This is a genomic window from Actinomadura sp. NPDC048394 (assembly GCF_040651755.1).
Lineage (GTDB): Bacteria > Actinomycetota > Actinomycetes > Streptosporangiales > Streptosporangiaceae > Spirillospora > Spirillospora montaniterrae.
In genome coordinates this window covers 93,711-115,676 of sequence record NZ_JBEZJL010000013.1, presented here as the reverse complement: position 1 = coordinate 115,676, position 21,966 = coordinate 93,711, and the positions used below count along the sequence as shown (strand labels likewise).

Sequence of the window (21,966 nt, the reverse complement as noted above, 5' to 3'; positions counted from 1 at the left end):
CGTCACGACGCCGTCGCCGGCGAGGACGCCGGCGACGCCTGCGGCGACGCGGTGGCGGTCGGCGACGGCGACGGGACGGGGACCGCGCCGGAGCCGAGGTTGAGCAGCGGGTCGCCCTCCTGGACGCGGACGCCGGCCCGCGTCGCCGCGACGGCCCGCCCGGACGCCGCGACCTGGAGCGTCCAGCCGCCGACCTGTAACCCGTTGAGCGCCGCGGGCCGCCCGCCCGACAGCACCCCGAACACCACGGACGCGGGCCCGGCGGCCTGTCCGGTCGAGCACGGCAGGCCGCGCCCGGTCGTCCCGAGGTAGGCGCCCGTCCGGACCGCGCCGCCGTCCTTCACCGCGGTCAGGGCCGTCAGCCGGGAGAACGTCGAGGCGAGCCCGTTCGGGTGGATGAGCAGCAGCATCGCGTGCCCGGACGTCCGGCTGCACAGCCGGTAGAGACGGCCGGGCCCGGGCGCGAGGACCCGGCCGTCCCCACCCGCGAACGCGATCGCCCTCGGGTCGCCGGCGGGCCGCATCGTCCACGACTTGCCGACGCCCCAGGGCAGCTCCAGCCCGGTGGCCGCCCCGCTCACGGCGGCCTTCCCGTAGCGGGCGAGGAGCGCGCGTTCGCCGTCCGGCACGACGTCGGACGGCGCGCTCTTCGCGAACGCCGCGAAGGTCGGCGCGCCGGTCACCGACACCTGCCAGCCGGTCTTGACGTGCCGGGCGATGAACAGCGACGCGTCCGGCGGCGCGGCCACCCCGGCGGGCGGCGCGATCACCGACGAGCCGAACGCCCAGCCCTTCGCGGCGTCCGCCCGGGACAGCAGCACGGTCGGCGCCTCCGGCGCGCGCCCGCCGAACTCGCGGCGCGCGATCGTCGAGCGCTGGCGGAGCACGGCGGTGCGCACCGTCCGGACCAGCGGCGCCGTCTTCGCGGTGGTGGTGGCGGGCTTGGAGCCCCGCGAGGCGTGCGCCGGGCGGGTCCGCTCGGACGCCGGCGCGGGGGCCGCCGCCGGACGGCCCGCCGGCGCGCGCGTCGCCTGCGCGACCACCGCGCACAGCACGAGCAGGACGGCGCCCGCGCCGGCGCCGCCCAGCCGCACGATGCGGTTCGCCAGCGGCAGGACGGATCCGCCGCCGGACCGCGGAGGGGACATCACGCCGCCAGAGTCGCGGCTCACCCGATAAGGCGGCGCTTCGGACGGGTTAAGAGTCGGCTAAGGCGCGTAATGGCCGAGGCCGCGCGACGTCAGGACGGGGCGCCGTCGCGCGGTGGAACGCCGAAACGGACCATCACCCGCGCGCCCCCGGCCGGGGATTCGCCGAGCTGGAGGCTGCCGTGGCTCGCCTCCGCCGTCCGCCGCACGATGTCGAGCCCGAGGCCCGTCGACGAGGCGGTGCTGACGCCGCGTCGCAGCAGATGCCGCCCGCCGAACCCGGGGCCAGCGTCGTCCACCGTCAGGTACACCGCGCCGCTGCGCGCCTCCAGTGCCACGCCCATGGCGCCGCCCTCCGGGGTGTGCGCGAAGACGTTCCCCAGCAGCGCGTCCAGGCACGCCGACAGGTCCTCCGCGCGCACACGGACCAGCAGCGGACCGGACGGGATCCGCATGTCCATCTTGCGGTCCTGCTCGTCGGCGAGCACCGACCAGAACCGCACCCGCTCCGCCACGACCGCCGTCGCGTCGGTGCACGGCGCCTCCGCGCGCACCGGCCGCCGCGTCGTGTTGATCAGTTCGGTGACGGTCCGCTCAAGCACGTCGACCTGCTCGCCGATCCGGCCCGCCTCCGCCGGGTCCCGCAGCGTCTCCGCCTCCAGCCGCAGCACCGTCAGCGGCGTGCGGAGCCGGTGCGACAGGTCCGCGGCCTGCTCCCGCTCCCGCGACAGCAGCGCGTCGATCTGGCCCGCCAGCTCGTTCAGCCCGACCGTCACGTCGCGGATCTCAGGCGGGCCGCCCGGCTCGATGCGCGCCTCCAGGTCGCCGGTGGAGATGCCCTTCGCCAGCGCCGCCAGCTTCGTGATCCGCCGCACCAGCGACCGCGCCAGCCGGTCCGCGACCAGCACGCTCACCGCCAGCAGGCCCGCCGCGAGCCCCGCCAGGATCGCCCACGCGCGGCCGACGCCCGCGAACATCTGCCGGTCGGTGACGAACGCGCGGATCACCGCCGTCCCGCCGCGGCCGCCGAGCACCGCCACGAGGATCTCCCGGCCGCCCGGCGTGTCCACGGTCAGGCTCCGGCCCCGCTCCGCCAGCCGCACCCCCGCGTCCCGGCCGGCGGGCGCGCCGCTGAACCGGCCGTCCGGCCACAGCACCGTCATCGGATAGCCGCTCGACGCCGTCTGCTGCAGCGCCACCTCGACCGTCGCCCGGTCGCCCGCCGCCACCACCGGCGCCAGCGCCTGCGCCCGCACGTTCGCCGCCGCGAGCGTCCGCGTCCGCGCCACGTCCCGCACCAGCAGCGACAGCGGGACGAGGAACGCCACCAGCACCAGCACCACCGTCGACGCCACCAGCAGCGTGATGTGCCGCCTCACGACGGATCGACGATCTTGATGCCGGAGCCGCGCACCGACCGCAGGTACCGCGGCCGCGACGCCGACTCGCCGAGCTTGCGCCGCAGCCACGCCACGTGCACGTCGATCGTCTTGTTCGCCCCGCCGAGCGGCACGTGCCACACCTCGGTGAGCAGCTCCCGCTTCGACACCACCTGCCCCGGCCGCGACGCCAGGTAGAACAGCAGGTCGAACTCCTTCGGCGACAGCTCCAGCGGCCGCCCGTCGAGCGCCGCCTCCCGCGCCGCCGCGTTCATCCGCAGCCCGCCCACCCGCACCTCCCGGGCCGCCGCGCCCGGGTCCTCCGCCCGGCGCAGCACCGCCCGGACCCGCGCGTCCAGCTGGCCCGCCCCGAACGGCTTCACCAGGTAGTCGTCCGCGCCCGCGTTCAGGATCCGCTCGATCTCCCGCTCGTCGTCGCGGGCCGTCGCCACGATCACCGGGACGGAGCTGACCGCGCGCAGCATCCGCAGCACCTCGCCGCCGTCCAGGTCGGGCAGCCCGAGATCGAGGATCACCAGGTCCGGCCGGGCGCTCACCGCCCGCCGGATGCCGTCCATGCCCGTGGGCGCCGACGCGACCGCGTGCCCGCGCTCGCCCAGCGCGCGGACGAGCCTGCTGCGCACCTCGGCGTCGTCTTCCACCAGCAACAGTTGCGCCACGGCGCCACGCTAGACCGGGAAAGCGGCCGATAAAGGCCCTATAGACGCCTTAAGGGCGGCTTAACCGAACCTTAGTCATCGATGTGGGACAGTTCGCGCATGTCCAAGCACAGCGCGCTCGCCGCCACGGTGTGGTCGGCGGCCGCCGTGCTCGGAGTCGGCGCCGGGATGGCCGCGATCTCCGCCGTCGGCACCGGCATCACCGAACGCGGCGTCAAGCCGATGACGCCGGACGAGGTCGACGCCGCGCTCGCCGTCCCGCCCACGCCGCCGGAACCGTCGCCCGCGCCGTCCTCGCCGTCGCCGCCGCGCGACAGGCCCCGGCCCGCGCCGACCGTCACCGTCACCCGCCAGGTCACCACCGCCATCACCAACCTGGCCTCCGAGGCCGGCGACATCGTCGCCCGCTGCGACGGCGGCGCCGCGTTCCTCGTCTCCTGGACGCCCGCGCAGAACTTCAGCGTCGGCGACAGCAACCGCACGCCCCCCGGGGCCGTCTTCGTCCGGTTCCAGTCGTCCAGCCGGTTCGTCACGATGACCGTCACCTGCCGCGCGGACCGCCCGACCGCCGCCGTCAGCGTGGACCGCCGCGACGATCGCCATTACCGGTACCCCCACCGCCATTTCCCCAGCAGGGGCTAGCGAGGCCCCCGACTCGCTAGCCCCTGCGCTCCCGCCCTTCCATGACCCAGGTCACCCTGCGCGGCATGTCACGTTCCCTGCGGTCCCTTCCGTCTAGGTGGTCGATCGCAATGAGAACGGCCTAGGAGGACGACATGGGCGCGCAGATCCTGCTCACCGGCGGTACCGGCACTCTCGGCGGGCATGTCCTGCCCCTGCTGCGGGACGCCGGACGCGACGTCCGGGTGCTCAGCCGCCGCCCGCACGAGGACGCCCCCGGCGTTCAGTACGTGACCGGTGACCTGCTCAAGAACGAGGGCGTCGACGCGGCGGTGGACGGCGTCGAAACCGTCCTGCACCTCGCGGGCGGCGCGAAGGGCGACGACGTGGCGACCCGGAACCTCGCCCGCGCCGCCGCCCGCGCGGGCGTCCGGCATTTCGTGCTGATCTCGGTGATCGGCGCGGACCGCGTCCCGATCGGCTACCTGCGCACGCAGCTGCGCGCCGAGGAGGCGCTGATGGAGTCGGGCGTGCCGTGGACGATCCTGCGCGCCGCCCAGTTCCACGACCTGGTGTTCACCATGGCGCGGAAGATGGCGAAGCTGCCGGTCGTCCCGGCGCCGGGCGGCATCCGCTTCCAGCCGGTCGACTCGCGCGACGTCGCCGCGCGCCTGGTGGAGCTGGCCCTCGGCGAGCCCGCCGGACGCGTGCCCGACCTGGCCGGCCCGAAGGTGTACCGGATCGACGAGCTCGTCCGCGGCTACCTCGACGCGGCGGGCAAGCACCGGCTGATGATGCCCGTCCGCGTGCCGGGCAAGGCGGGCCGCGCCTACCGCGACGCCGCGAACCTCTCGCTGGACGGTGCCGACAAGGGCACCCTGACGTGGGAGGACTTCGTCGCGGCGCATGTCCGCTAGGCCGCCGGGTCGCGCCGCAGCAGGATCAGCACGGACGCCCCGGCGGAGACGACGGTCGTGGCGAGCTGGCAGACGATCCCGGTGCCGAGGCGGGCCGTCTCGCCGGCGTCGAACAGGTGCGTCCAGTCCTGCCAGTAGTGCACCGGCAGGACCGCTTGGACGGCGCGCAGCACCGGCGACCCGTTCAGGATGCTCGCCGCGACCACGAACCCGACGGACGCGCCGAGCGCCTCCGCGCCGCGCGGCAGCAGCAGACCGAGCGCGAACGCGATCCCGGCGATGCTCAGCATGCACAGCAGCGTGTAGCCGGACGCCGCGCCCACGCGCCCGATCGCGTCCCCGGTGGACAGATCGGGCGCGCCGATGATGTGGAACGGATGCCAGCCGAACAGCGCCAGCCCAACGCCGACGCCGCCGACCAGCACGAACAGGGTCGCGGCGGCGGTGACGACCGCGACGGCGCCGAGCTTGCCCGCCAGCAGCCGCGCCCGGCCGACCGGCGCGACGTACAGGTACCGCAGCGTCCCCCAGTCCCGGTCCGACGAGCCGATCGCGCTCGCGAGCAGCGCCACCACGACCGGCAGCAGCAGCGGGCCGATGAACTCCAGGCTCGCCATCGCGTGGTTGAGCGCGGAGAACGACGACGCGCCGAACAGCCCGCCCTGGCGTCCGTTGCGGTGCCCGGCGTGCGACGCGGTCGCGAGCCCGGCGATGACCGGCACGGCGGCCAGGCACGCCAGGGCGACGAGCGTGCGGATCCGCAGCAGCTGCGTCCTCAGTTCAACGCGGAGCATGCTCGCCCTCCCCTTCGGTCATGGTCAGGAACGCCTCTTCCAGCGACCGGTCGGCCCGGGTCACCGACATGACGCCGACACCCGCGGTGACCAGCGCCTCCACGAGTTCCGCCGGGGGCGTCCCGGGCGCGGTCACGACGAGACGGCCGTCGCGCACCGCGACCGACGCGACGCTCCGCGCCTCCCGCAGCACGGCCGCCGCCCGCCCGGTGTCGTCCACCTCGACGCGGAAGGCGTCCCCGCCGCCGAGCAGCTCGTCCAGCGGGCCCGACGCGACGAGCCGCCCCCGGTTCATCACCACGGCATGCGTCGCGAGCTGCTGCACCTCCGCCAGCTGATGGCTCGACACCAGCACCGCCGCCCCGTCCCGCGCCAGCTCCCCGAGCCGCTCCCGCAGCGCCCGCACTTCCGCCGGGTCCAGGCCGTTCGCCGGCTCGTCGAGGATCAGCACGTCGGGCGCGCGCATCAGCGCCTGCGCCAGCATCAGCCGCTGCTTCATCCCCATCGAGTAGCCCTTGACCTTCCGGTCCGCCGCCGCGCCGAGGCCTGCCAGGTCGAGCGCGTCGTCCAGCGCGGGCGGCGGCCACGCCCGGCCGGTCGCCGTCCACAGCAGCCTCAGGTTCGCCATCCCGGACAGGTGCGGGACGAACGCCGGACCGTCGATGAGCACCCCGACCCGCCGCAGCACCGGAGCCCCGAGCCCGACCGGCTCGCCGAGGATCCGCGCAGTCCCCTCGTCCGGCCGGGACAGCCCGACCAGCATCCGGATCGTCGAGGTCTTCCCCGCCCCGTTCGGCCCGAGCAGCGCGCAGACCTGCCCGGACCCGACCGCGAAGCCGAGCCCGCCGACGGCCTGCCGCCGCCCGTACCGCTTCGACAGCCCGCTTGCACTGATCACCGCTGCCATTGCCTCCCCTTCGCCATGAGCAGGACCCCGGCGACGGCCGCGACGGCCGCCCCGGCGCCGAGCGTGAGGACGGCCAGGTCCAACACCGACGTCACCGTCCCGGGCCAGAGCGCGTCGCGGAACGCCACCGCGAGCTGGACCGCGACGCACCCCGCCACGGCCGACGCCTCGCCGGCCCGCCGCGTCCACGGCCGTTCCGGCCGCGCGACGAACCCGGCGACCGCGTTGCCGATCAGGCAGAACGCCAGGTTGGACGTGAACTCGACGGCGAGCGCCCAGGCGATGAGCCCCGGATCCGTCCAGCGTTCGCCGACGGCCATCGCGCCGACGATCCCTCCCGCGGCGAGGCCGCTGGCCAGCGCGAACACGCCCAGCGCGTGCCGCCGCACCCAGTCCGCGGCCTCCGGCACGGCCCATCGCCGCACCACGGGCGTCCGGGCCGCGACCAGCAGGACGTCCCCGAGCCAGTCATGCCGCCACCGGCCCCGCGTCCCCCGGCACCGCGCCAGCATCACCGCCACGGCCACCGCGCACATCGAGGTCACGGCCAGCCCGCCGACCAGGACCCACGTCCACCCGGTCCACGACCGCCGCACCACGCCGGCGGCGGCCCACTCGAACGCCAGCGTCAGCCCGACCAGCGCGGTCATCGCCCCCGCCGCCCGGACCGTCTGGCGCTCCCGGTCCGGCCCGCCCGGCTCCCGCCACGCGAGCAGCCGCAGCGCGATCACCGCGGCGAGCATCGGCACCGCGAACTGCGCCAGCGACACGGCCACGTCGTAGGGGTCGTCCTGCCACGGGCTCGCCGCCCGGACGCCCTTGTCCTGCGTCTCGACGACCGTCAGCGCCTCGAACAGGCAGGCCAGGGCGAGGCCCGCCAGCACGGCGCGCGGCCGTTGCGTCCGTTCCATGGCCGCCATAGTACGCGCCTCGTACTACGTGGCAAGTAGCATCGCGTCTCGTACTACACTCGGGGACGTGCACAGCAACGACGCCCAGATGCTCGTCCTGACCGTCCTCGCCGAGGGCCCCCTGCACGGCTACGCCATCAACACCGCCATCGAGGAGCTCACCGGCCGCAAGCTCGGCCCCGGCAGCCTCTACGGCGCGCTGTCCCGCCTCGAGGCCCGCGAGCTGATCCGCCCTTCGGACGACGCGTCCGAGGGACGGCACCGCACCATGCGCATCACCGACGCCGGCCGCGCGACCCTCCGCGCCGAACTGGAGCAGATGGCCCGCGTCTCCCAGGCCGGCCTCCGCGCCCTGGGCCCGGCATGAAGGCCTCCGCGCTCTACCCGCCGGCCGTCCGCGAACGGTGGGGCACCGAGATCGACGACGCGCTCCGCGACGCCGGCCTCCGCGCCTGGCCCGACACCCTCGCCGGCGCCGCCCGCCTCTGGCTCCACCCCACCGACTGGCCCGAACCCCGCACCGGCCAGACGCGCCGCACCGTCGCCGTCGCCCTCTTCGCGGTCCTCGCCCTGTCGACCCTGCTGCTGCGCGCCGTCTCGCCGTCGGCCGCCCTGACCGCCGACACGAACCACCCCGCGACCAGCGTGTGGCTCGTCCCGGTCCTGCTCGGCGCCGCCCTCGCCGCCCCGCTCCCGCCTCTCCACTGGTCAGTGCTCCGCCGCTTGGCCCTGGAGACCGTCCGCACCCTGACGGCCCCCGCCCTGGCCGTCCTGGCCATGCTCCTCATCGCCAGGACCGGCACCCTGCAACACCCGCCCGCGCCCGTGGCCGCCGCCCTGTTCGCCTACTACTGGGCCACGCTCGTCTTCACCGCCTACCGCCTCTGCACCCTCATCGCCCGCGCCGCCCGCACCGCCGCGCTCCCCTCCACCCGCCGCCTGACCGCCGCCCTGGCCCTCACTGGCACCGGCCTGGCCGCCGCCGCAGCACAAACCGCGACCATCACCGCCACCCCCGCCCTGGCGGCCCTCGCCCTCACCACCCTCCTCACCGCCCACGACCTCGCCAAAGGCGCCCTCCGCCTTTAGCCGCACGCACAGCGCATCCCGTTACCCGCGAGACATACTCCCGTTCCACCGGATCTCACGGTTCGCCCCACGTCGTCCAAAAAGAAGGAGCCGGCGACCAGTGGGGGGACGATGACGCAGACCTCGAACCATTCCGGCCGGCAGTCCGAGCCCGGTGACGAGACCTTCGAGACCTACGCCTGGCGCGTCCACCAGGCCCTGCACGACTGGACCGCGAAGGTCGACGCCAAGGCCTCCGTCGTCCTCACCCTGGAGACGGCGATCCTCGGCATGATCGTCGTCTTCGCGCAGTCGGGAAAGCGGCTGCGGCACCTGTCCGGCCTGGAGACCTGGGCCTTCGGCATCGGCGTCGCCCTGCTGGTCGGCGCCATCGTGCTGGCCGGAGCCGCCGTCTTCCCCCAGCTCAACCGCATGGAGGCGCGCAGGAACTGGCGGCGCAACTACGTCTACTTCGGCCACCTGCGCCGCTGGGACCCGGCCGAGCTCGTCGCCGCCCTCGAACACGGTGTCGGCCGGCGCAACCGCCTCGTCCTCAGCACCCAGCTGATCGCCCTCTCGAAGATCGTCTGGCGCAAGCACTCGTTCCTGCAGTACTCCATGATCACCGTGATCCTCGGCAACGTGGGCGTCTGGATCCCCCTCCTCCTCTCCTGACCCCACGCCGTACCGCGTGCCCCCGCCGGGCTACTGGGTCTCGGTGATGCGGACGGCGGCCTGGCCGGAGAAGCGGACGCTCGCGTTGTGCGGCGCGGCCTGCACCCACTGGTCGAACCCGTCGAGCGAGCACTTCATGACGTCGGGCGGGGTGGGGGAGCCGTCGGGGCAGGTGCCGCCGGCGACGTACAGGACGGTGTCGTCGGCGGTGAAGAAGGCGACGTTGCCGACGAGGAACTTGCCCGGCGCCAGGTAGCGCAGCCGTCCCCACTTGGTGGTGATCTGCTGGCCGCCCTGCGGCGCGGGCGGGGTGTGCCGGACGACGGGGGCGCCCTGACCGCCCGAGCCCTGCGGGCTGGACGTGCCGCCCGGCGTGGACGGCCCGCTCGGCGTGGCCGTCCCGTCCGGCGTGGAGCTCTCGCTCGGCGCCGGCGCGGACCCGCCGGGCGAGGAGGGCGCCGCCGCGGTCCTGCCGTCGCCGTTGCCGCCGCAGGCCGTCAGGCCGAGCGCCAGTGCCGCCGCCACTCCGCTGATCACGATCTTCCGCATGGGTCGCCGCTCCCGTTCTCGGTGCGCCACCTTCGTGGTCGCGCTGTGCCGGATGAGATGCGGCCCCGCCCCCGCGAAGTTGCCCCCCCACCACGTGATCAATCCGACCCGCTTTCCCCCGAACCAGTGGCCCACCACGCGCATCAGGATGTCCGTAAGCCCACAAAAGTTCGCCCCTCCAAGAAATCCTTTCCTATCCGCGCATTGGCGCGCTTTGGCTGCTGCTAGGGGGTGGGGTTTGGTGGTTGGTGAAGTAGGCGGTCAGGTCGGGGTCCAGGTGGGGGACGGTGTGGGGGGTGCCGTTCTCGCGTAGGGAGAGGGTTGCCAGGTAGGCGGTGGCGACGCTCATTCGGGCGGCGACGGGTGAGGTGTCGGTGGGGCCGCCGTCGCGGGCGAAGCGGAGGAACTCCTCGATGACGGCGCCGTCGGCTCCGCCGTGATCTCCCGTGGCCGATGGGACGGTGTAGGTGATGTCGGGGTCGTGCCGATAGCCGGACTGGCGGCTGTTCCACACCTTGACGACGGCGCCCTCCTCGTCGCCGAAGTTCTCCAGACGTCCGTGAGTGCCGATGACGGTGTAGTTGCGCCAGTAGTCGGGGCTGAAATGGCATTGCTGGTAGGCGGCGATGACGCCGTTGTCCAATCGCATGTTCATGACGGAGACGTCTTCGACATCGATGTGGTGATGGAAACCGGTGGAGGAGGCTGGCGGCCAGGGCGAAGCGGTGAGCCAGCCTTCGGAGGGTGGCTCACCGGCGGGGCGGCGTGGCAGCGAGCCGTAGACCATGAGGTCGCCGAGGGCGTTCACGCGCTCGGTGTATCCGCCCGCCAGCCAGTGGACGACGTCGATGTCGTGGGCGGCCTTCTGCACCAGCAGCCCGGTCGTGCGGCGGCGTTCTGCGTGCCAGTCCTTGAAGTAGTACTGGCCGCCGCGTCCCACGAAGTGCCGCACCCACACCGTCTTCGGTTCGCCGATGTCGCCGCGCCGGATGATGTCGCGCATCAGCCGGACGACGCCCATGTGCCGCATGTTGTGGCCGAGGTACAGGCGCGTCCCGGTCTTCGCGGCGACGCGGAGCACCTCGTCGCAGTCGTCGATGGTGATGGCGAGGGGTTTCTCCAGGTAGACGGCCTTGCCCGCGTGCAGGGCGTCGACGGCGATCGCGGCGTGCGTGTCGTCGGGGGTGGCGATGAGCACGGCGTCGACGTCGTCGCGTTCCAGGAGACGGCGGTGGTCGGTGACGAGGGCGGCGTCGTCCGCGCCGAGCCGCCGGGCGCTTTCCGGCAGCCGGGCGAGGTCGGTGTCGCATACGGCGGTGATGCGCGATCCCCGGCCGGGGCGATGGGCGGCGGCGGCGAGCACGCCGCGCTGCCCGCCGGCTCCGATCACGCCGAGACGCAGGTCGTCGGTCATGGTGCTCCTCACTGCGGGCCGGAGCCCCGGGCCGGTACCGGCCCGGGGCGACCGGCGGGGTTCAGCCCGAGGTGATCGTGATCTTGTCGATGTCGGGGGCCCAGCCGCTCGGGCCGGCGATGGTGATCGTGTTGTCGCCGCCGGTCAGCGTGACCGGCACGGTGGTGGTCGCGACGGTGTCCCAGCCTCCGCTGGACGGGAACGCGACGGTGGTGGCATTGCCGTTCACCGTGACGGTCGCCGACCGCGCCTCCGCCGAGGTGTAGGAGATCGTCAGGGCGTGGCTTCCGGCGACGCCGGTGGTGACGTGGTTGAAGGTGAGCGTGCCGCCGTTGCCGATGTAGCCGACCTTCGAGCCGCCCGAACATCCGGCGCAGGACGCGACGGCGGCCCCGCCCGCGAGCGTGTTGCCCGGATCCTCGGCCTCGACCGTGGCGGACGGCGCGCCGGCCCCGACGGTCATGGCACCGAGGCCGAGCCAGCCGTCGGCGTTCTGGGTGGCATTGGCGAACCGCAGCTTCTTGGCGTTGGCGCTCACCGCCTCCAGCGGGTTCTTCACCCGCATGACGAGCTGGTAGTTCCCGTTCGCGACGCCGGAGAGGCCGACGTCGGCCTGGAAGTACTGCGGGTAGCCGTAGTCGCGGTAGGCCGGGTCGGAGCCGACGCCCCATTCGGGGAACGCCCGGATCTTCAGCGGCATGACGGTCCGCAGGTCCCAGGGGGTGTCCCAGGTCTTGACCACCGTCCCGGAGCCGTTCTTGAGGCCGAGCGTGACCGTCCACGGGTAGTAGAACGGGGCGACGCCGTCGTTCGCGATCTGGACGCCGATCCGCGCGGTGCCGCTCACGGAGTTGCGGTAGTAGGCGTTGCGGACGCCCAGGTCGTACCCCATGAGCCGCACCGCGGCGCCGACGTTCGCGTCCGCCGGGCCGTATCCGGAGCTGCCTTCGTTGATCTTCCAGGTGGTGTGCTCCAGCTCGATGCACGCCTTCATGTCGTCGACCGTCCCGGACCCGCCGGGCCAGGAGGAGAAGGCCTGGGCCTGGATCTCGGGCCGGACCTCGCCGCCCATCGAGTCGGTGATCCACTTGTTCTCGACGCCCTGGTCGAGGGCCCGCTGGAGCTGGGAGTAGCCGGCGCCGCCGAGCGACTCGGGCAGGGTGACGCCGGCGAGCGGGCTGCCTTCGCGGTAGCAGAAGGAGTCGTCGTGGTAGCCGATGTCGCGGGCGTCGGCCGCGCCCCCGCCGGAGTCGGGGTAGCGGACCTCCAGCTTCGTCTTGTCGAACGCGTTGTCGTAGGCCTGGAGGATGTCGGCCAGGTGCGCGTTGGTCGGCATGTAGTCGGGGTAGCCGTCGCTGGTGTCGCTGTCGTACGGCCAGGTGTGCCATTCGCCCCACAGCCCGATGAGGCCGAGGTGGACGAAGCCGAGTCGCGGGTCGCCGTCGTAGCGGGCGCCGAACGCGGCGATGAAGTTCTTCAGGCCGGTGAGCAGGTAGGCGTTGTCGTAGTCGGGACTGGTCGTGTTCCAGCGGGTGTTGGTGCGGTACGTGACGTGCCCGTCGAAGCAGTGCGGGATCGCGTTGGCCGGATGGCTGCCGGTGCCGTCGGGATATTCCATGTAGAACCGGAGCGCGACCTGGTTGCCGTAGCGCGCACTCTCATCGAGGGCGGCGTCGACCTTCGACCAGTCGTAGGAATTGCAGTCGGACGCGTTGGTCATGACTTCGGAGAGCCCGAAGTAGCTCCAGGTCAGCGAGTGCGGGTAGCCCTGGTTCTGGTCGGCGCCGGGGTTGTAGAAGCGGGCGAATCCCTTGAGCGGGTTGTCGACGGGGCCTGCGGCGGCCGTGAGCGGGTGGACGGTCAGGGACGGATCGGGCGCGGCGGGGGCTGCGGGCCGGGGCGGCGGGCCTTGCGGGTCCGCCGCGGCGGACGCCGGCGGCAGCGTCAGCAGCACGCCCGCGGCGAGCGCGGCGAGTGCGGCGGAGGCGCGGGACGACCGCGTCAGGAGCGGGTGCATGGGACGGTGACCTCCTCGGTTGGGGTGGGCAGGGGTCCCCCGAAGGCGCGCGGAGCGGAGCGCTCGCCGGGCGGCGTACTCGGCGGGCGGAGTGCCCGGCGGCGTGCTCGGCGGGGCGGAGTGCTCAGGAGATGCGGGCGTCGCCGAGCGTGAGCCAGCCGGGAAGGGTGGTGTCCTGGCCGGCGTTGGCGAAGCGCAGCGGCATGCCGCCGCGCATCGGGTTGGCGGCCCGCAGGACGAGCGTGTAGCCGCCGCCGGACCGGCCCGCCCGCGGCAGGCCGCGCGTGGGCAGGGTGGCGGTGAGCTCGGCCGGGGCGCCGGGCTTGACGCCGGTCAGCTTCCAGGACGTCGTCCAGGTGCGGGCGATCGTCCGGTCGGGGCCGACGGCGGCGATCTGGAGCGGCCAGTCGTAGTAGAAGGGGGCGACGCCGTCGTCCTGGAGACGGATCGAGAGGCTGAGGCCGCGCCGGTCGGTGCCAATACCGGTCTTCACCCCGGTGACGCGGAACCGGTAGCCGAGGGACTTGGCGCTCTGCAGCGCCTTGCCGTAGGCGGCGCCGGTGTATCCGGGACTGAAGGCGTACTGGTTCAGCAGCCAGGTGGCATGGGTCTGCGCCACGCCGCCGGCGAAGTCGTCGTCGCCGTCGGTGACGCAGTCGTCCGGCACGTTGAAGATGCATCCCTGCAGCTCGGGCCGCAGTTCGCCGGCGACGGGCTCGTCCTTCCACTTGCCGCCCGTCCCGGCCTGCAGCATCAGGTCCATGAAGTTCCAGCCGGTCCCCGGGAGGGTGGAGTAGGCGAACGAGTCGTCGTGGTAGCCCATGTCGAGGGCGGCGTTGTCGGCGCTCGGGTAGCGGACCATGAGGCGGGTCCTGTCGAACGCCTTGTCGTAGGCGTGGAGGACCCTGACCTGCTCGGCCTGGGAGGCGAACCAGTTCTCGGTGCCCGGGTCGCCGTTGTGCGGCCAGGTGTGCCACTCGCCCCAGAAGCCCAGCAGGCCGAGCTGGACGAACCCGATGCGCGGGTCGCCGTCGTAGTGGCATCCGAGGGCGGCGATGAACCGGTCGAGCGCGGACGCGAGCCGCGGGTCGTCGTAGTCGGGGGAGACGCTCGTCCCGTTGTTGCCGAAGTCGTCGTAGGAGTGGGTGGCCAGGCCCTCGTCCAGCAGGTATTGCGGCACTCCGCTGGGCTGGCCCGGGTAGTCGAGGTAGAAGCGGAACGCCGTCTGGTGCCCGCGCGCGGCGATGGCGTCCAGTTGGTCCTCCAGCGCCTTCCAGTCGAACCGGTGCGGGCCCTTCATCACCGCGTTGACCGGCAGGTAGAACCACTCCATCGAGTGCGGGAAGGTCGCGTAGTTCCCGGCGTAGGGGATGAAACCGGACAGCGGGTTGGCGTCCGGGGCCTCGCCCTCGGCGAGCGTCCGCCAGCCCGGCTCGGGGCCGGCGGCCGATGCGGCGGCGGGCACGGCCGCGACGACCGAGGTCAGCGCGGCGGCGGCCGCCAGCAGGGCCGGTCTGGGGATCGGGGAGTGGACCATCGCAAGCCCTCCAGGGGGATGCCCGGCCAAGGGGTTATGAGGCGCCCTTGACAATTTTCCGATGAGCCACATCATTATTGGCGAGAGCCAACCAGGCAAGAGGGAACCTCGAGAACCCTCGCCCCCACCCCGAGCTGAGGCACCCATGATCAACAAGAGGCGGGCCGGCGCGGCGCTGCTGTGCGGACTGCTGGCCGGTACGGCGCTCGCCGCGTGCGGCGGCTCCGGCGACGGCAAGAGCGACGGCCCGGTCACGCTGAACTACTGGCTGTGGGACGACAACCAGCAGGCCTCCTACCAGCAGTGCGCGGACGCCTTCCACGCCGCGAACCCGAACGTCAGCATCAAGATCACTCAGACGGCGTGGGCGCAGTACTGGCAGAACCTCACCACGCAGCTCGCCGCCGGCGACGCCCCCGACGTGTGGACCGACCAGGCGTCGTACTACCCGCAGTTCGTCGCCAGCCAGCAGATCCTCGACATCCAGCCCTACGTCGAGAAGGACAAGATCGACCTGTCGCAGTACCAGAACGGCCTCGCCGAGGTGTGGACCAAGGACGGCAAGCGCTACGGCCTGCCGAAGGACTGGGACACCGAGGCCGTCGTCTACAACGCCGGCATGCTGAGCAAGGCCGGCATCAAGCCCGCCGACCTGGAGAACCTCACCTGGAACCCGAACGACGGCGGCACGTTCGAGCAGACCATCGCCAAGCTCACGATCGACGACAAGGGCCGCAACGGCCTCGACCCGGGCTTCGACAAGAACCACGTGAAGGTCTACGGCTACCAGCCGGAGTGGAACGACGGCTCCCAGGGCCAGAACGGGTGGGGCGAGCTCGCCGCCGCCAACGGCTTCACCTACCTGGACGGCAACGCCAAGGGGACGAAGTTCCAGTACGACGACCCCAAGCTCGTCCAGACCATCGCCTGGTACAAGGCGATCACGGACAAGGGCTACGCGCCGAGGTTCGACAAGCAGTCGACGCTCGGCATCGACGCCATCATGAACGCCGGCAAGTCCGCGCTGACGATCGCCGGCTCCTGGACCATCAACACCTACCTGGGCGACGGCGCGAAGCAGAAGTTCGCGCTCGCGCCGCTGCCGGTCGGCCCCGTCGGCGCCCGCAAGTCCGCGATCAACGGGCTGTCCGACGCGATCTGGGCGGGCACCAAGCACAAGGACGCGGCCTGGAAGTGGGTGAAGTTCCTCGGCTCCACCCAGTGCCAGGACCTCGTCGCCGCCAACGCGGTCGTCTTCCCCGCGATCAAGACCGCGACGGACAAGGCCCTCGCCGCCCACAAGGCCAAGGGACGCGACGTCCACGTCTACGTCGACTACACCAAGACCCCCGGCGCCACGTTCCAGCTGCCGATCACCGACCACGGCACCGAGGTCAGCCAGATCGTCCAGGACTCGCTGCAGTCGGTCGTCCTCGGCCAGGCCGATCCCGCGTCGGCGTTGAAGAAGGCCAACCAGCAGGTCAACGCCCTGTTCCGCTGACCGTCCGACCCGCTCCCCCGGCGGGACGTACCGCTGCGAGGTCCCCGGCCGGCCCCCATCCGGTGCCGGCCGGGCCGACCGCTCCCGGCCGCGCCGGCCACGCCGACCGCGCCCGGGCACGTCCCGCCGAATGCTCTGCTCGCCTGTAAGGAGTCCCATGCCCCTGCTCGTCGACCTGGCCGGCCGCGCCTTCGCGGTCGAGACGGCCGGAGTGCGGCCCCCCGAGCCCGCCGGCGGCGGACTGATCCTGCCGCCCGGCCGGATCGCCGTCCTGCACGGCCTCGGAGACGCCCTGTTCTACCGGCACGGCCAGAACTCCTGGAGCCCGTGCGGGTGGCGGCGGCTCAGCGAGGCCCCGCTCCGGATCGCCTCCCCCGACCGGCGCCTCACCGCCGACGACACCGTCTGGGACGACCCCGCCCGCCACCACTCCTCGGCCGTCGCCGCGCTCCAGGGCGAGGACGGCCGGGTGCTGCTCCTCGGCTCGCTCGGGCTCGGCACCCCGCGCCTGTCCGCCGACCGGGACACCCTCGCCGGCTGGTGCGAGGAGGACGGTGCCCCGTGGTTCCTCGCGTACGGCGACGAGGAGGAGGTCTTCGCCCGCTACACCGACCAGCTGGCGGCGCGGCTCGGCAGCAGCGACCGCGTCGCGGGCAACGTGTGGTGCACCTGGTACGCCTACTACGAGGGCATCACCGAGCAGCAGCTCACCAAGGACTTCGCGGCCCTCGCCGAGCTGCCGTTCGACGTCGTCCAGGTCGACGACGGCTGGGAACGGGCCGTGGGCGACTGGCACGCCAACGACAAGTTCCCCTCCGGCATGGCCGCCCTCGCGGAGCGCATCACGGGCGCCGGCATGCGGGCCGGTCTTTGGATCGCTCCTTTCATCGCCCTGCCGGACTCCGAGGTCGCCCGCGAGCACCCCGGATGGCTGCTCGCCGACGAACGGGGCGAGCCGGTGATCGCCGGACACAACTGGGGGACGGGCTACCACGCCCTCGACACCACGCACCCGGAGGTCCGCGAGCACCTCGCCGACCTGATCCGCCGCGTCGTCCACGAGTGGGGGTTCACCTACCTCAAGCTCGACTTCATCAACGCCGGGGCTGTCCCGGGCGTCCGGCACTCGGGAGCGCACCGCGAACTGGCCTACCGCGAAGCGCTCGCCCTGATCCGGCAGGTCGCGGGCCCGGAGGCCTACCTGCTCGGCAGCGGCAGCCTGCTGCTGCCCTCCCTCGGCCTGCTCGACGGGCTGCGCAGCGGCCCCGACGTCGCCCCCATGTGGGCCAACTACGCCACCGACGACCCGTCCGACGCGATGGCCTACAACGCCCTGGTCAACACCCTGCACCGGCTGTGGCAGGCGCCGCTCGCGCAGGTCGACCCCGACGTCGTCTACTTCCGCAGCCGCCTCAACCTGCTCACCGACACCCAGATGGGCTGGCTGCGCGACCTCGCCGCGATCTGCGGGTTCAAGGCGGTCTCGGACCCGCCGTCCTGGCTCCGCGCCGACGAGCTGAAGCAGCTGGCGGACTACCTCGCGGAACGCCCCGCCGTGACGCGGCAGGGCCGCTACCGTTTCGTCGTCGGCGGCCGTCCCGTCGACTTCGGGGCCGCCCTGGATCCCGGCCGGCTGTACCCGATCTCGTGACCTGACGGCTAGAATTTGTCTTCACCGAAGCGTAAAGGGGGTCGTGGTGACCGACGGGGCCGCGTCAGGGGCCGATGTCAGCAAGCTCCGCGAGCTCAACTCGCTCAGCGTCGTCAAGGCGATGCGGGGGCAGCCGCCCGCCACGGTCACCGAACTCGCCGCCCGCACCGGCCTGTCCCGGCCCGGCACCGACGTCGTCGTCCGCGGGCTCGTGTCCGACGGATGGGTCAAGGTCGTCGAACCCGACGGCAGCAGCGTCGGCCGCCCGGCCCGCCGCTACCGCTTCAACGCCGGCGCCGGGCACGTGCTCGGCGTCGACGTCGGCGGCCACAAGATCCTCGTGCTGCTTGCGGACCTGGAGGGCGAGGTCCTGCACAGCCACCGGCTGCCGGTGGAGCCGGAGGCCGACCCGGTCGCGCGGCTCGACGCCGTCGACACCGCCATCACCCAGTGCCTGGCCGGTGCGGGCATGCGCCCCGACCAGGTCTGGGCGGTGACGGTCGGGGTGACCGGCCCGGTCGACGCCACCGGCCGCACCACCCTGTTCACCCCGCTGCCGGGCTGGGCGAGCGTCTCGCCGGCCGAGCACCTGTCCGCCCGGTTCACCTGCCCGGTCTTCGTCGAGAACGACTGCAAGCTCGGCGCCGTCGCCGAACGCTGGCAGGGCACCGCGCAGGACGCCGACGACATCGTCTACCTGCTCGCGGGCATGCGCACCGGCGCCGGCCTCATCCTCGACGGCACGCTGCGGCGCGGCTACGGCGGGGCCGCCGGCGAGATAGGAGCCCTCAAGGCCGTCCGCTGGCTCGCCGCCCCGTCGCACCTGGAGAACTGCCGCGGACTCCCCGCGGACGTCCACCCCAACGACAGGGCCGCGTGGGTCTTCGAGCACGCCCGCGCAGGCGACCGCGACGCGAAGACCGCGCTCCGCAAGTACGTGAAGGACCTCGCCGTCGGCGCGGCCGCGCTCGTCCTGGCCCTGGACCCGCAGGTCGTCGTCCTCGGCGGCGGCTACTCCCGCTCCGCCGACCTGATCATCGACCCGCTCGCCCGGGAGCTCGGCCGGCTGTGCCTGCGCGTCCCGGAGATCCGGGCGTCCACGCTCGGCGCCGACAGCGTCGCCCTCGGCGCCCTCCGCGTCGCCCTCGACCACATCGACGCCCAGCTGTTCACCGACGGGATGCCCGACCCTCTCGTTCACTCCTCCTGAGCCGGGCCGGCGCCGGCGGACGCCGTCGTCTCCAGATACCGGGGCGCGGCCCAGCCACGTCCGTCGAAGGCCGTGTCGACGGCGGCGCGGACATCGGCGAGGGCGTCCCGGTGCGCGAGGACGAGAACCGAACCGCCGAAACCACCGCCGAACATGCGGGCGCCGCACGCCTCCGCCGCCAGCGCGGCGTCCACGGCGACGTCCGCCTGCGGCCAGGAGACCTCGTAGTCGTCGCGCAGCGAGACATGGCTCGCCGTCAGCAACGGTCCCAGCGCGGCGATTTCGCCTCTGGACAGGAGGTCGACGGCCTTCTCGACGCGGCGGTTCTCTTGGACGACGTGCCTGACCCGCCGGCGCATCACCGGATCCGGCAGCGATCCCGCTTCGGGGTCGGTGACGTCTCGGAGCGACCCGACGCCCAGCGCGCGCGCCGCCTCCTCACAGCAGGACCGGCGGCTCGCGTATTCGCCGTCACCGAGCCGGTGCCCGGCGCGCGTATCGACCACGAGAACGCGGTGGTCGCCGAGCCGCAGCGGCACATGGGCGGCGGCACCGGTGCGGCAGTCGAGCAGCAGCGCATGGTCGGCGCGGCACAGCAGCGAAGCCGACTGGTCGAGGATCCCGCAGGGGACCCCGGCGTACTCGTGCTCGGCCCGCTGCGCGATCCGCGCGAGCTCCTCGCCGCCGACGTCGAGCTCGTAGAGTCCGGCAAGGGCCACAGCGGTGGCGCATTCCAGAGCCGCACTCGACGACACACCCGCACCCTGCGGAAGATCGGACGCGAACCGCAGGGTCGCGCCGCCGACCGCATATCCGGCATCGCGCAGGCAGCCCGCGACGCCTGCGACATAGGCCGCCCATCCGGTAACAACGCCAGGGGCCAGCACCGTCAGGTCAACGCGCTCCATCCGCCCCATGGAGTGCATTTCCAGAACGTCGTCATCCCGTCGGCAACCGCTGACGGTGACACCCTGAGAAAGAGCGAATGGCAGGACCAGGCCGTCGTTGTAGTCGGTGTGCTCCCCGATCAGGTTGACCCTGCCGGGCGCCCGCCACACCCCCGTCACCGCGGCTCCGGCTTCGGAACGTTCCGCAGCCGCTCGGCGGCGGCTTCCGGACGAACGTCGTTGATGAAGGCCCCCGCGCCCGACTCGCTGGACGCCAGGAACTTCCACCGGTCCGCGGACCTGCGCGTCGTGAAGACCTGCACGTAGAAATGGGCGAGATCCGTCTGGTTCAGCGGAGGCTGATGCCAGCAGGCCATGTAGGCGGTCTCGCCGTCGCCGAAGAGGTCCTCGAACCTGCGCAGGACGTCGCCGTACAGGCACATCAGTTCGGCGAGGTCATCGTCGTCCAGGTCGGTCAGGTACGGCACGCACCCGCGCGGCACGATGTGCACCTCGTACGGCCACCGCGCCGCCACGGGCACGAACGCGACGAAGCCCTCCGTCTCGGCGACGACGAGCGGGCCCGCCACCTGCTCCTCAACGATCGAGCAGAGCAGGCAACCACGGTGCGCCCGCGCCGTCCGCAGAACCGCCGCCTGGACGGGCGGCAGATAGGGATAGGCATAAATCTGGCCATGCGGATGGCTGAGCGTCGCCCCCACCTCCGCGCCCCGGTTCTCGAAGACAAAGACTTGCTCCACACCAGGGACAGCAGACAGCGCAGCGGTGCGATCCGCCCAGGCTCGCCCGATAGTGAGCCAGCGCGCATCGGAAAGACTGGCGAAAGAACGATCGTGATCGCTGGAGAACGACACCACCTCGCACCGTCCGCCGACCGGACCGCCCAGCGACGGGAAACGGTTCTCGAATACCGCGACGTGATAATCGCCGGCGGGAATCTCCGTCGGATGACCCGGCCTGCTCGGACACAGCGGGCAGTCACCACCCGCCGCGCTCACCGTCCGCGTCTGACGATGGGCGGCCACCAGAACAGGCTCGCCCGTCAACCTGTCGTACCGCAGCTCCGCGCCACCCGCCGGCCTGTGCAGCGACCGCGTGTCGGACGCCGTCCGGTCATGCCCGGGCTCGTCGTCGAAGTAGAACAACTCCCGCCCGTCGGCCAGGACAACTGACGTCCTCGCTTCGATCACGCCGGTCATTTCATGCCAGAAAAGTTGAGCGACTGCACCAGCCGCCTCCCGAGGAAGAGCAGAAGAACGAGCACGGGAAGGACCGAGATGACCGATCCGGCCATCAGCCCCGTCCAATCCGGCGCCGTATTAGGAGACTGCTGGAGGAACACCCCCAGGCCGACGGTAAGCACCCGGCTTCCCTCGCCCTTGCCCACCAGCAGCGGCCACAGGTAGTCCTTCCAGCTCCACACGACGGTCGTCAGGCCGACGGTGATCAGCGGCCCGCGGCTCATCGGCAGGACGATCCGCCAGAACATCCCCCAGGGCCCGATCCCTTCCAGCGTCGCCGCCTCCTCGACGTCCCTCGGAATCGACAGGAAGAACTGCCGCAGGAAGAAGACGGCGAACGGCGTCATCAGCAGGCTGGGCAGCGCCATCCCCTGCATGGTGTTCAGCATCCCGAGCTGCTTGACCAGGACGAAGTTCGGCAGCAGCGTGAAGATCGGCGGCACCATCAGCGCCGCCACCATGACCCCGAACGCCAGGTCGCGGCCCGGGAACCGCAGCCGCGCGAACGCGTACCCGGCCATCGCGCAGCAGAAGGTCTGCACGACCGCGATGAGCCCGCTGTAGATCATCGAGTTCAGCGTGTACCGCAGGAAGTCGATCTGCGCGCCCGAGCCGCCCGCGGACCGCGCCTGCCGCGCGTCGACCAGCCCCAGCACCCGCCTGAAGTTGATCAGCGTCGGATGGTGCGGCCACAGCGACGTCGAGTCCCGATACAGATCGGCCGCCGGTGTGAGCGCCGTCCTGACCATCCAGTAGAACGGGAAAATGGTGACGGCGACCGCGAGAACGAGAACGGCCCAGGAAGCGCCTCGGCCCATACGGGAGAACAATCGGGGCT

The 21,966-nt window shown here is 72.7% G+C and carries 21 protein-coding genes; 8 read left to right on the top strand and 13 right to left on the bottom strand.

The window, feature by feature from the left end; genetic code table 11:
- Positions 1 to 2 precede the first annotated feature (2 nt).
- The 3 genes from AB0C78_RS11555 to AB0C78_RS11545 all read right to left on the bottom strand — a co-directional run bounded on the left by AB0C78_RS11555 (position 3) and on the right by AB0C78_RS11545 (position 3,207).
- Complete coding sequence (locus AB0C78_RS11555; RefSeq protein WP_360745406.1) at positions 3 to 1,151, bottom strand: hypothetical protein; 1,149 nt, start codon at positions 1,149 to 1,151, stop codon at positions 3 to 5.
- Positions 1,152 to 1,240: 89 nt separating this feature from the next.
- On the bottom strand, positions 1,241 to 2,527 hold the full coding sequence (locus AB0C78_RS11550) for a HAMP domain-containing sensor histidine kinase (RefSeq protein ID WP_360745403.1): 1,287 nt from the start codon (positions 2,525 to 2,527) through the stop codon (positions 1,241 to 1,243).
- Entirely contained in the window at positions 2,524 to 3,207 is a 684-nt protein-coding gene (locus AB0C78_RS11545; RefSeq protein ID WP_151546289.1) for a response regulator transcription factor, read from the bottom strand. The genes AB0C78_RS11550 and AB0C78_RS11545 overlap by 4 nt, the downstream gene beginning before the upstream one ends.
- Before the next feature lie 99 nt (positions 3,208 to 3,306).
- Between AB0C78_RS11545 and AB0C78_RS11540 the strand changes: the two genes are divergently transcribed.
- On the top strand, positions 3,307 to 3,849 hold the full coding sequence (locus AB0C78_RS11540) for a hypothetical protein (RefSeq protein ID WP_360745399.1): 543 nt from the start codon (positions 3,307 to 3,309) through the stop codon (positions 3,847 to 3,849).
- Between the two features lie 134 nt (positions 3,850 to 3,983).
- Entirely contained in the window at positions 3,984 to 4,745 is a 762-nt protein-coding gene (locus AB0C78_RS11535) for an NAD(P)H-binding protein (RefSeq protein WP_360745396.1), read from the top strand.
- Here the strand turns inward: AB0C78_RS11535 and AB0C78_RS11530 are convergent.
- From AB0C78_RS11530 to AB0C78_RS11520, 3 genes are read right to left on the bottom strand one after another with little or no spacing between them, the layout of a single operon-like run.
- On the bottom strand, positions 4,742 to 5,539 hold the full coding sequence (locus AB0C78_RS11530) for an ABC transporter permease subunit (RefSeq protein ID WP_360745394.1): 798 nt from the start codon (positions 5,537 to 5,539) through the stop codon (positions 4,742 to 4,744). The genes AB0C78_RS11535 and AB0C78_RS11530 overlap by 4 nt on opposite strands.
- The gene (locus AB0C78_RS11525) at positions 5,526 to 6,446 is read right to left on the bottom strand and encodes an ATP-binding cassette domain-containing protein (RefSeq protein WP_360745391.1); all 921 of its coding nucleotides are present in this window, start codon (positions 6,444 to 6,446) and stop codon (positions 5,526 to 5,528) included. Before AB0C78_RS11525 ends, AB0C78_RS11530 begins: the two co-directional genes overlap by 14 nt.
- Positions 6,434 to 7,357, bottom strand: coding sequence for a hypothetical protein (locus AB0C78_RS11520; protein ID WP_360745388.1), 924 nt, complete (start codon positions 7,355 to 7,357; stop codon positions 6,434 to 6,436). Before AB0C78_RS11520 ends, AB0C78_RS11525 begins: the two co-directional genes overlap by 13 nt.
- A gap of 67 nt (positions 7,358 to 7,424) precedes the next feature.
- Here AB0C78_RS11520 and AB0C78_RS11515 point away from each other — a divergent pair, with 67 nt between their 5' ends.
- The 3 genes from AB0C78_RS11515 to AB0C78_RS11505 all read left to right on the top strand — a co-directional run bounded on the left by AB0C78_RS11515 (position 7,425) and on the right by AB0C78_RS11505 (position 9,100).
- Positions 7,425 to 7,724 carry a helix-turn-helix transcriptional regulator gene (locus tag AB0C78_RS11515; RefSeq protein WP_151546294.1) on the top strand — a complete coding sequence of 100 codons (300 nt, stop codon included), beginning with the start codon at positions 7,425 to 7,427 and terminating at the stop codon, positions 7,722 to 7,724.
- Positions 7,721 to 8,446, top strand: a complete 726-nt coding sequence (locus tag AB0C78_RS11510) for a hypothetical protein (RefSeq protein ID WP_360745385.1) — start codon at positions 7,721 to 7,723, stop codon at positions 8,444 to 8,446. The genes AB0C78_RS11515 and AB0C78_RS11510 overlap by 4 nt, the downstream gene beginning before the upstream one ends.
- 111 nt (positions 8,447 to 8,557) lie before the next feature.
- Positions 8,558 to 9,100, top strand: coding sequence for a Pycsar system effector family protein (locus tag AB0C78_RS11505; protein WP_360745381.1), 543 nt, complete (start codon positions 8,558 to 8,560; stop codon positions 9,098 to 9,100).
- Positions 9,101 to 9,130: 30 nt separating this feature from the next.
- Here the strand turns inward: AB0C78_RS11505 and AB0C78_RS11500 are convergent, their stop codons facing one another.
- The 4 genes from AB0C78_RS11500 to AB0C78_RS11485 form a co-directional block, all read right to left on the bottom strand.
- Positions 9,131 to 9,649 carry a hypothetical protein gene (locus AB0C78_RS11500; RefSeq protein WP_360745378.1) on the bottom strand — a complete coding sequence of 173 codons (519 nt, stop codon included), beginning with the start codon at positions 9,647 to 9,649 and terminating at the stop codon, positions 9,131 to 9,133.
- A 193-nt stretch (positions 9,650 to 9,842) separates the two neighbouring features.
- Positions 9,843 to 11,063, bottom strand: a complete 1,221-nt coding sequence (locus tag AB0C78_RS11495) for a Gfo/Idh/MocA family oxidoreductase (RefSeq protein WP_360745375.1) — start codon at positions 11,061 to 11,063, stop codon at positions 9,843 to 9,845.
- A 61-nt stretch (positions 11,064 to 11,124) separates the two neighbouring features.
- Positions 11,125 to 13,080, bottom strand: a complete 1,956-nt coding sequence (locus AB0C78_RS11490) for a carbohydrate-binding protein (protein WP_360745371.1) — start codon at positions 13,078 to 13,080, stop codon at positions 11,125 to 11,127.
- Positions 13,081 to 13,204: 124 nt separating this feature from the next.
- Entirely contained in the window at positions 13,205 to 14,617 is a 1,413-nt protein-coding gene (locus tag AB0C78_RS11485; protein ID WP_360745368.1) for a hypothetical protein, read from the bottom strand.
- 145 nt (positions 14,618 to 14,762) lie between these two features.
- On the opposite strand from AB0C78_RS11485, the gene AB0C78_RS11480 reads away from it, so the two are divergent.
- The 3 genes from AB0C78_RS11480 to AB0C78_RS11470 all read left to right on the top strand — a co-directional run bounded on the left by AB0C78_RS11480 (position 14,763) and on the right by AB0C78_RS11470 (position 18,979).
- On the top strand, positions 14,763 to 16,118 hold the full coding sequence (locus AB0C78_RS11480) for a sugar ABC transporter substrate-binding protein (RefSeq protein WP_360745365.1): 1,356 nt from the start codon (positions 14,763 to 14,765) through the stop codon (positions 16,116 to 16,118).
- Positions 16,119 to 16,275: 157 nt separating this feature from the next.
- A complete protein-coding gene (locus AB0C78_RS11475; RefSeq protein WP_360745362.1) occupies positions 16,276 to 17,769 on the top strand; it encodes a glycoside hydrolase family 36 protein in 1,494 nt (497 codons plus the stop codon).
- A 46-nt stretch (positions 17,770 to 17,815) separates the two neighbouring features.
- The gene (locus tag AB0C78_RS11470; RefSeq protein ID WP_360745359.1) at positions 17,816 to 18,979 is read left to right on the top strand and encodes an ROK family transcriptional regulator; all 1,164 of its coding nucleotides are present in this window, start codon (positions 17,816 to 17,818) and stop codon (positions 18,977 to 18,979) included.
- On the opposite strand, the gene galK is transcribed toward AB0C78_RS11470, so the two are convergent.
- The 3 genes from galK to AB0C78_RS11455 are packed head-to-tail and all read right to left on the bottom strand — an operon-like array spanning position 18,967 to position 21,946.
- On the bottom strand, positions 18,967 to 20,046 hold the full coding sequence (galK, locus tag AB0C78_RS11465) for a galactokinase (RefSeq protein ID WP_360745356.1): 1,080 nt from the start codon (positions 20,044 to 20,046) through the stop codon (positions 18,967 to 18,969). The genes AB0C78_RS11470 and galK overlap by 13 nt on opposite strands.
- Positions 20,043 to 21,086 (bottom strand): galactose-1-phosphate uridylyltransferase, encoded by a 1,044-nt coding sequence (gene galT, locus AB0C78_RS11460; RefSeq protein ID WP_360745353.1) that lies wholly within the window; start codon positions 21,084 to 21,086, stop codon positions 20,043 to 20,045. The genes galK and galT overlap by 4 nt, the downstream gene beginning before the upstream one ends.
- Positions 21,083 to 21,946, bottom strand: coding sequence for a carbohydrate ABC transporter permease (locus AB0C78_RS11455; RefSeq protein ID WP_360745350.1), 864 nt, complete (start codon positions 21,944 to 21,946; stop codon positions 21,083 to 21,085). Before AB0C78_RS11455 ends, galT begins: the two co-directional genes overlap by 4 nt.
- Positions 21,947 to 21,966 lie beyond the last annotated feature (20 nt).

Bases quoted from the DNA above. Each gene is read 5' to 3' on its own strand.
- AB0C78_RS11510 (WP_360745385.1), top strand. From the start codon at position 7,721: ATGAAGGCCTCCGCGCTCTACCCGCCGGCCGTCCGCGAACGGTGGGGC.
- AB0C78_RS11455 (WP_360745350.1), bottom strand. From the start codon at position 21,946: ATGGGCCGAGGCGCTTCCTGGGCCGTTCTCGTTCTCGCGGTCGCCGTC.
- AB0C78_RS11535 (WP_360745396.1), top strand. From the start codon at position 3,984: ATGGGCGCGCAGATCCTGCTCACCGGCGGTACCGGCACTCTCGGCGGG.
- AB0C78_RS11500 (WP_360745378.1), bottom strand. From the start codon at position 9,649: ATGCGGAAGATCGTGATCAGCGGAGTGGCGGCGGCACTGGCGCTCGGC.
- AB0C78_RS11505 (WP_360745381.1), top strand. From the start codon at position 8,558: ATGACGCAGACCTCGAACCATTCCGGCCGGCAGTCCGAGCCCGGTGAC.
- AB0C78_RS11490 (WP_360745371.1), bottom strand. From the start codon at position 13,080: ATGCACCCGCTCCTGACGCGGTCGTCCCGCGCCTCCGCCGCACTCGCC.
- AB0C78_RS11525 (WP_360745391.1), bottom strand. From the start codon at position 6,446: ATGGCAGCGGTGATCAGTGCAAGCGGGCTGTCGAAGCGGTACGGGCGG.
- AB0C78_RS11485 (WP_360745368.1), bottom strand. From the start codon at position 14,617: ATGGTCCACTCCCCGATCCCCAGACCGGCCCTGCTGGCGGCCGCCGCC.
- galT (WP_360745353.1), bottom strand. From the start codon at position 21,086: ATGACCGGCGTGATCGAAGCGAGGACGTCAGTTGTCCTGGCCGACGGG.
- AB0C78_RS11480 (WP_360745365.1), top strand. From the start codon at position 14,763: ATGATCAACAAGAGGCGGGCCGGCGCGGCGCTGCTGTGCGGACTGCTG.
- AB0C78_RS11475 (WP_360745362.1), top strand. From the start codon at position 16,276: ATGCCCCTGCTCGTCGACCTGGCCGGCCGCGCCTTCGCGGTCGAGACG.
- AB0C78_RS11520 (WP_360745388.1), bottom strand. From the start codon at position 7,357: ATGGAACGGACGCAACGGCCGCGCGCCGTGCTGGCGGGCCTCGCCCTG.
- AB0C78_RS11530 (WP_360745394.1), bottom strand. From the start codon at position 5,539: ATGCTCCGCGTTGAACTGAGGACGCAGCTGCTGCGGATCCGCACGCTC.
- AB0C78_RS11540 (WP_360745399.1), top strand. From the start codon at position 3,307: ATGTCCAAGCACAGCGCGCTCGCCGCCACGGTGTGGTCGGCGGCCGCC.
- AB0C78_RS11495 (WP_360745375.1), bottom strand. From the start codon at position 11,063: ATGACCGACGACCTGCGTCTCGGCGTGATCGGAGCCGGCGGGCAGCGC.